Source organism: Agromyces humi (assembly GCF_009720255.1).
Taxonomy (GTDB): domain Bacteria; phylum Actinomycetota; class Actinomycetes; order Actinomycetales; family Microbacteriaceae; genus Agromyces; species Agromyces humi.
In genome coordinates this window covers 1-6,797 of the sequence record NZ_WJSP02000195.1, presented here as the reverse complement: position 1 = coordinate 6,797, position 6,797 = coordinate 1, and the positions used below count along the sequence as shown (strand labels likewise).

Here is a 6,797-nt window from a genome sequence, read left to right as displayed (position 1 = left end):
GCAATGCCTACTCCAGCTCGGCAGACCATTGGAGGCGATATCGCGCTGCGCAGAAGGAATGACTCGTCCTGCAAAGCAGGCGACGTCGTCGCGCGGAAGTGCAACGTCCCGTTGCTCTACCGCTTCGAACGACCGCGGCCTCCCGGCGGGGCATCCGGACGGCCAGGTCGTCCCCGAGCCGGAAGAGCGCGTTGTCCCACCCGTTGGCCACGAGCCGCACGGGCGCGGCCAGGTCGGGGTGCTGCTGCGCCACGAGACGCGCGGCGAGCGCCTCGTCGACGAGGAAGTCGGGCGGCGGCGCATCCGTCGCTGCGGCATCCGTCATCCGGCCTCTTTCATCGGGGGAGTCGACCAGCGTATCGTCGGCACGATTTGCCTGCTGTGCCCGGCGCGGTTCTCGTCCACAATGGGACCATGACGCGAGCGGAACCCGCGGGGGACGCCGCGCAGCCCTTCAGAGTGTCGTTCGTGTGCACCGGCAACATCTGCCGGTCGCCGATGGCCGAGGTCGTGCTGCGCTCCCTCGCCGAACGCGCCGGGCTCGGCGAGCACCTCGCCATCGAGTCGGCGGCCACCGGCGACTGGCACGTGGGCGAACGTGCCGACCAGCGCACCATCGACGCGCTCGAGCGGGCGGGATACGACGGCTCCCAGCATCGCGCGCGCCAATTCGAGGCGGCGGACTTCCCAGCGCTCGACCTCATCGTCGCGTTCGACCGCGGCCAGGCGCGCATCCTGCGCAACTGGGCGCCGTCGTCGCTCGACCAGGACAAGGTGCGGTTGCTGCTCGAATTCGACTCCGACCTGGCGCCGCTGCAGGACGTGCCCGACCCCTACTACTCCGACGAGGCGACCTTCGATCGAGTTCTTGGGATGATAGAGCGGTCGACGTCGGCGCTCTTCCGGCAACTCGCCCCCGCACTCAGACAAGGAATCCGATGACTTCGCTGCCTCCCCAGCCGCTCAGCCCGCTCGACGGGCGGTACCGCGCCGCCGTCGGCGAACTCGGCGAGCACCTCTCCGAGGCGGGCCTGAACCGGGCGCGCGTGCAGGTCGAGGTCGAGTGGCTCATCGCGCAGACCGATCGCGGATTCTTCGGCTCGTCGTCGCTCTCGGCCGAGCAGAAGGCGCAGCTCCGCTCCATCGTGACCGAGTTCGGCCAGGCCGACATCGACGAGCTCGCCACGCTCGAAGCCACCACCCGCCACGACGTGAAGGCCGTCGAGTACTACGTGCGCCGGCGGCTCGAGCTGCTCGGACTCGACGCGATCTCCGAGCTCACCCATTTCGCCTGCACGAGTGAGGACATCAACAACCTCTCCTACGCGATCACCGTGCGCGACGCCGTGCGCGAGGTGTGGCTGCCGAAGTACCGCACCGTCATCGACGCGATCGCCGCCCTCGCCGTCGAGCACCGCGACGCGGCGATGCTCTCGCGCACCCACGGCCAGCCGGCGACCCCGTCCACCATGGGCAAGGAGCTCGCCGTCTTCGTGCACCGCCTCGAGCGCATCGCCAAGCAGGTCGAGGGCACCGAGTACCTCGGCAAGTTCTCGGGCGCGACCGGCACGTTCTCGGCGCATGTCGTCGCGGCTCCGGAGGTCGCGTGGCCCGACGTGTCGCGCGAGTTCGTCGAGTCGCTCGGGCTCACCTGGAACCCCCTCACGACGCAGATCGAGTCGCACGACTGGCAGGCCGAGCTCTACGGCCGCGTGTCCCACGCCAACCGCGTGCTGCACAACCTCGCGACCGACATCTGGACCTACATCTCACTCGGCTACTTCCGCCAGATTCCCGCGGCGGGCGCCACCGGGTCGTCGACCATGCCGCACAAGGTCAACCCCATCCGGTTCGAGAACGCCGAGGCGAACCTCGAGCTCTCGTCGGCGCTGCTCGACTCGCTCGCCGCGACGCTGGTGACGAGCCGCCTGCAGCGCGACCTCACCGATTCGAGCGCGCAGCGCAACATCGGCGTCGGCTTCGGCCACTCGCTGCTGGCGCTCGACAACATCGAGCGCGGCCTCGGGGAGATCGACCTCGACGAGGCGCTCCTGCTCGCCGACCTCGACGGCAACTGGGAGGTGCTCGGCGAGGCGATCCAGACGGTCATCCGCGCCGAGGTCGTCGCCGGGCGCTCGACCATCGCCGATCCCTACGCGCTCCTCAAGGACCTCACCCGCGGCAAGCGCATCGGCGCAGCCGACCTGGCCGCGTTCGTCGAGGGGCTCGAGATCGGCGACGACGCGAAGCAGCGCCTGCTCGCGCTCACGCCCGCGACGTACACGGGCCTCGCGTCCGAGCTGGTCGACCGCCTCTGAGCAGCAGCGCGCCGCCGCAGCTCAGTGCCCCCGGGGCGCTCCGCGGTCGTCGTCGGGATCCACATCGGTGTCGGGCGAGTCGGGCGCGGGCGCCGCGGCATCCGTCGACGTGCCCGCTGCGCGATCGGCGTCATGGATCTCGGCCGACTCCATGGCGTCGGGCTTCACCGCCATCGAGAAGAGCGCGAGCGCGACCAGCACGACGATGAAGACGCCGCCGGTGGCGATCAGCGCCAGGTTCCACTCGCGGGTGGCGACGAGCGTGATGACCCCCGTGAAGATCGCGGCGATCGCGGCGCCGCCGACGTACTCGACCGGGCGGAGCATCTCGCGCTTGGAGGGCTTGTAGTCGCCGTTCGGCTGGGTCACGGGTGCTGCTCCGATCCGGATGCCGCGGCGTCAGCCGCCACGGCCCACTTCAACGAGAATCCGCCGATGACGAGATAGACGCCGAGGATCACGAAGTATCCGCCGAGCAGGCCGACCGCGGTGACGGGGTCGGGCGGCAGCAGCAGGAAGACGAGTGCGAGCACCGCCGTGAAGGCGCCGGCGGCGATCCAGTCGCGGGCGGCCGAGGTGCGGCCGCGCGCCCGGAGCCCGGCGTAGAGCTCGACGAACCCCGTGACGGCGGCCCAGATGCTCACGAGGTAGAGCAGGAACGGCAGCGCACCGGGCACCGTGACGGCGAGCAGGCCGGCCGCCACGGTCGCGATCGCGGTGACGAGGAAGAGCGAGCGGATGCCGCGATCGTCGATGAGCCGCAGCGTCAGCGCGCCCACGACGAGGCCCGACGCGATCGCCCATGCCCCGAAGACGAGGAGGCCGAGCTCGGGGGAGTGGTTCGGTGAGAACGTGATGACCGCGGCCGGCACGAGGGCGAGGAGTCCGCGGACGACCGGGACGACCCAGTACTGGGTGCGCTCCGGGGCAGTATCGCGGGCGGCGGCCACGGCGACCTCTTTCACATCGGAGGGGGGTACCGATCCATCCTACGTGGGTCGACCTGTGCGCTCGGACGGGCTCCGACCGGCGCTCCGGGCGGGACGGAGTCCACGGCGGACGCGGAACGGGGTGGACGCCGCTTGCGCGGCATCCACCCCGTTCGGACTCGATCAGTCAGGCCCGGGCCCTACTTGCCGCCCTTCCCGCTGCCGGTGACCTCGATGCTCACCTCGGTCGTGTCACCGTCGGTGACCGCGTCACCGAGGTAGCGCACCTCGACGTCGACCGTGCCCTTCGCGAACGGGCCGACCTCGAGCTCGGCCTTGCCGCCGACGAGCTGGGCGGAGTCGACGACTTCTCCGTCGATCACGGCCTGCACGGTGCCCGTCGGCTGCGGTCCGGTGGACGCCACGACGACCGAGATCGGCGCGGTCTCCTTCTTCTGCTTGATCACGGAAGGCGCGGTCGCGGTGACCGTGGACACGGCCTTCGCGATCGTGATGGGCACCGCGATCGACGTGCCGGTCGCCGCACCCGTGAGCGTCAGCTCCGTCGCCCCGACCGGAGCGCCGGCGGGCAGCTGCACCGACACGGACGCGGTGCCGTAGTTGTCGTAGGGCGCCGTGCCGATGGTGTTGTCGACCGGGAAGGTGCCCAGGACGGTGTCGCCGAGCGACACGACCAGCGACGCGTCCTTCACATCGGCGGCCGTCGACATCGCCCACGACTTCACGTCGAACGCGACCGTGGCACCGGGAAGGTAGGTGGCCGGCGCGCCGCCCTGGAATTCGACCTGCACGGCGTGCTGCTCGTAGTCGACCGGAAGCGGCGTCGTTCCGCCGAACACGGCCATGTAGTCGACCATCGCGTTGAGGTCGATCTTGCCGGTGTCCCGCTTGTCCGTGCCGTTGGCGAACTCGAAGAAGTTGTCGCCGCCGGTGCCGAGGAACGAGTTCACCGTCACCGAGTAGGAGGCCGCCGGGTCGATCGGCACCCCGTTCAGCCACATGCCGGTGACCGTGCCGTACCTGGCCTCGTACGGCGTCAGCGACTCGTTGACGTCGGGGGTCGCCGGGTTGTCGAGCGGGTACTCGATCGCGGTGCGCTCGGTGTAGGTGTACTCGAAGCCCTGCGACACGCCGAGCCGCAGGAACGGCCGGGTGAGCAGCCGGTTGAGCGAGTCACGCGGCTGCCACTGCTGCTCGAGCACCGTCTTGATCTGCGCGCCGGTGAGCTGCATGTTGACGAGGGTGTTCGCAAACGGCTGCACCACTGCCGCCTGCTTGTAGGTCAGGGTGCGCGGGTACGGGTCGGTGCCGGTTCCCACCATGTCCTCGCGCAGACCGCCAGGGTTCATGAACGCGATCTCCGCCGCGCCGGACTCGGGGGTTTCCGTCGCCCAGCGCTGCACCTCGGCGACCAGGTTGCCGAGGGTCGACTCGCCTCCGCGGTTCTCGGTGGTGCCGTTCGCGAGCTTCGCACGGTTGAACGCACCGCCGATCTGGCCGAGGGGTTGTGCGCCGAGCACGTCGGCCGCGGCCTTGGCGTCGGCCGCGATCTGCGCAACCACCGGGTCGGCGGGGTACAGCGCGACGTTCGACGAGTTCTCGAGCGGCAGGATCGCCTGCGTCTTCGCCGACACCACGCCGGTCGTGCCGTCGACGGTGTAGACGAGCTGGTTGAGGTTCGTGCCGTACTGGCCGGCCGAGACGACGGGGCGGTCGGTCACCGCACGTCCGGCCCATGCCGAGACCGGGAACGAGCAGTTGTAGGCCAGGTGCGTGTGGCCGGAGACGATCGCGTCGACGTCGGGCGAGATGTTGTTGACGATGTCGCCCCAGGTCGTGCCGGGTGCGTTCATCGTCGTGCAGTTCGTCGTCGGCGCGCCCTCGTGCACGAGCATGACCACGAGGTCGGCGCCCTCGGCGACCAGGTCGGCCGCCTCGGCGTTCACCGACTCCACGATGCCCTCGACCGCGATGTCCGCGATGCCACCGGGGCTGACGAGCGAGGGCAGCTCCTCGGTGACGGCGCCGACGAAGCCGACCTGCACGTCGCCGAAGCTCTTGATCCAGGTGGCGGGCACGGCGTCGTCGCCGGTGGCCTTCATCTTGAGGTTCGCGGCGATGTACTGCCACTGGGCACCGCCGTAGGGGTTGGTCGTCGCGTCGTAGGGGGCCATGACGCGGTTGACGAGGTCGTCGTAGCCCTGGTCGAGCTCGTGGTTGCCGACGGCCGACACCTCGAGCCCGGCGGCGTTGAGCGCGTCGATCGTGGGCTTGTCGTGCTGGATGAACGACTCGAACGTCGAGGCGCCGATGAGGTCGCCCGCCGCGGCGAACACCGTGTTCGGGTTGCTCGCGCGCAGCTGCTCCACCGCGCCGGCCAGCACGGCCGCGCCGGCCTCGCCGTTCGTCGTGTTGTTCAGGATGCGACCGTGGAAGTCGTTCGTGGCGAGGATCTGGATCTCGGTGGGTGCGGCGTACGCCGGTGCGGCGGACAATCCGGTGAGGATGAGGCCGAGACCGACGGCCCCGGCGGCGATGCGGCGAGCTGTGGACATGTGCGCCAGTCTTTCGCTTGGACGTTTCGGGAACATGAACGCAGCGACCGACCGGAATGAACGCGGATGAGGATGCTTCGCTCCCGGCCATTGGATCATCCCGCTGTCCGGCGGACAAGACCCCTGCTCATATGAGCAGGTCGCGGTCCGTGTTGCGGTCGATGAGCGCGCGCCCGAGGCGCACCAGCTCGGATCGCAGCGATGCGGGCTCCACCACCTCGAGGTACTCCGCCCACCCCGCGAGGCCGCGGGCGAGGAGCTGCTCGGTCGGCGCGGTGACCCGCACCCGGGCGCGGACCTCATCGAGCCGCGCCTCCTCGATCGCCTGCTGACCGAACTGCGTGCGCAGGAGCGGCACGATCCCGGCATCGACGTGGATCGTCGCCGTGGCGGCGGCGCGGCGCTCCGCGACCTCCGCGGTCACCCGATCCCAGACGTCGGCCAGGTCGAGGCCGTCGGGTCGTTCGGCCGGCTCGTCGGTCGCCTCCGCTTCGAGCATCCGATCCACCCGATAGGTGCGCTCTGCACCGTCCACCGCGCCGACGAGGTACCAGTGCTCGCGCTTGCGCACGAGTCCCCACGGGTCGACGAGTCGCTCGACGGGTTCGCGATTCCACGCGGCGTAGCGCAGGCGCACCCGGCGTCGCTGCACCACGGCGGCTTCGAGCACCGGGAGGATTCCCGGCCGGGGCGGTTGTTCCCGACCCCACTCACCGGGATCGATGACGACGGCCTCGGCGGCGGCCGCGGCATCCGACCGGAACGTCTCGGGCAGCGCCCGCACGAGCTTGCGCAGTGCCGCCTTCGCATCGGGGTCGACGGATGCCGCAGGCCCGACGAGCAGGAACAGGGCCTGTGCCTCGGGGCCGGTCAGCCCGCTGAGGTCGGTACGCGCGCCGCCGAGCAGTTGCCACCCGCCACCCCGGCCGGGTTGCGGGTAGACGGGGATGCCGGCCGCCGAGAGCGCCTCGAGG

Annotated in this window: 7 protein-coding genes; 3 read left to right on the top strand and 4 right to left on the bottom strand. The window is 70.5% G+C overall.

What is annotated here, in order from left to right:
- The 3 genes from GH736_RS25625 to purB all read left to right on the top strand — a co-directional run.
- A partial coding sequence (locus tag GH736_RS25625) for a hypothetical protein (protein WP_203230782.1) occupies nucleotides 1–418 on the top strand: 418 nt, incomplete at its 5' end.
- The gene (locus tag GH736_RS14480; protein WP_203230781.1) at nucleotides 415–942 is read left to right on the top strand and encodes a low molecular weight protein-tyrosine-phosphatase; all 528 of its coding nucleotides are present in this window, start codon (nucleotides 415–417) and stop codon (nucleotides 940–942) included. The genes GH736_RS25625 and GH736_RS14480, both read left to right, overlap by 4 nt.
- A complete protein-coding gene (purB, locus tag GH736_RS14475) occupies nucleotides 939–2,318 on the top strand; it encodes an adenylosuccinate lyase (protein ID WP_159604532.1) in 1,380 nt (459 codons plus the stop codon). The genes GH736_RS14480 and purB overlap by 4 nt, the downstream gene beginning before the upstream one ends.
- A gap of 21 nt (nucleotides 2,319–2,339) precedes the next feature.
- Here purB and GH736_RS14470 read toward each other — a convergent pair whose 3' ends face one another.
- The 4 genes from GH736_RS14470 to GH736_RS14455 all read right to left on the bottom strand — a co-directional run.
- Complete coding sequence (locus GH736_RS14470) at nucleotides 2,340–2,687, bottom strand: hypothetical protein (RefSeq protein WP_159604530.1); 348 nt, start codon at nucleotides 2,685–2,687, stop codon at nucleotides 2,340–2,342.
- Nucleotides 2,684–3,268 (bottom strand): DUF308 domain-containing protein, encoded by a 585-nt coding sequence (locus tag GH736_RS14465; RefSeq protein WP_159604528.1) that lies wholly within the window; start codon nucleotides 3,266–3,268, stop codon nucleotides 2,684–2,686. The genes GH736_RS14470 and GH736_RS14465 overlap by 4 nt, the downstream gene beginning before the upstream one ends.
- Before the next feature lie 179 nt (nucleotides 3,269–3,447).
- Entirely contained in the window at nucleotides 3,448–5,823 is a 2,376-nt protein-coding gene (locus GH736_RS14460; protein WP_159604526.1) for a bifunctional metallophosphatase/5'-nucleotidase, read from the bottom strand.
- A 127-nt stretch (nucleotides 5,824–5,950) separates the two neighbouring features.
- Nucleotides 5,951–6,797 (bottom strand): helix-turn-helix transcriptional regulator (locus tag GH736_RS14455; RefSeq protein ID WP_159604524.1); only part of this gene is annotated, 847 nt, incomplete at its 5' end.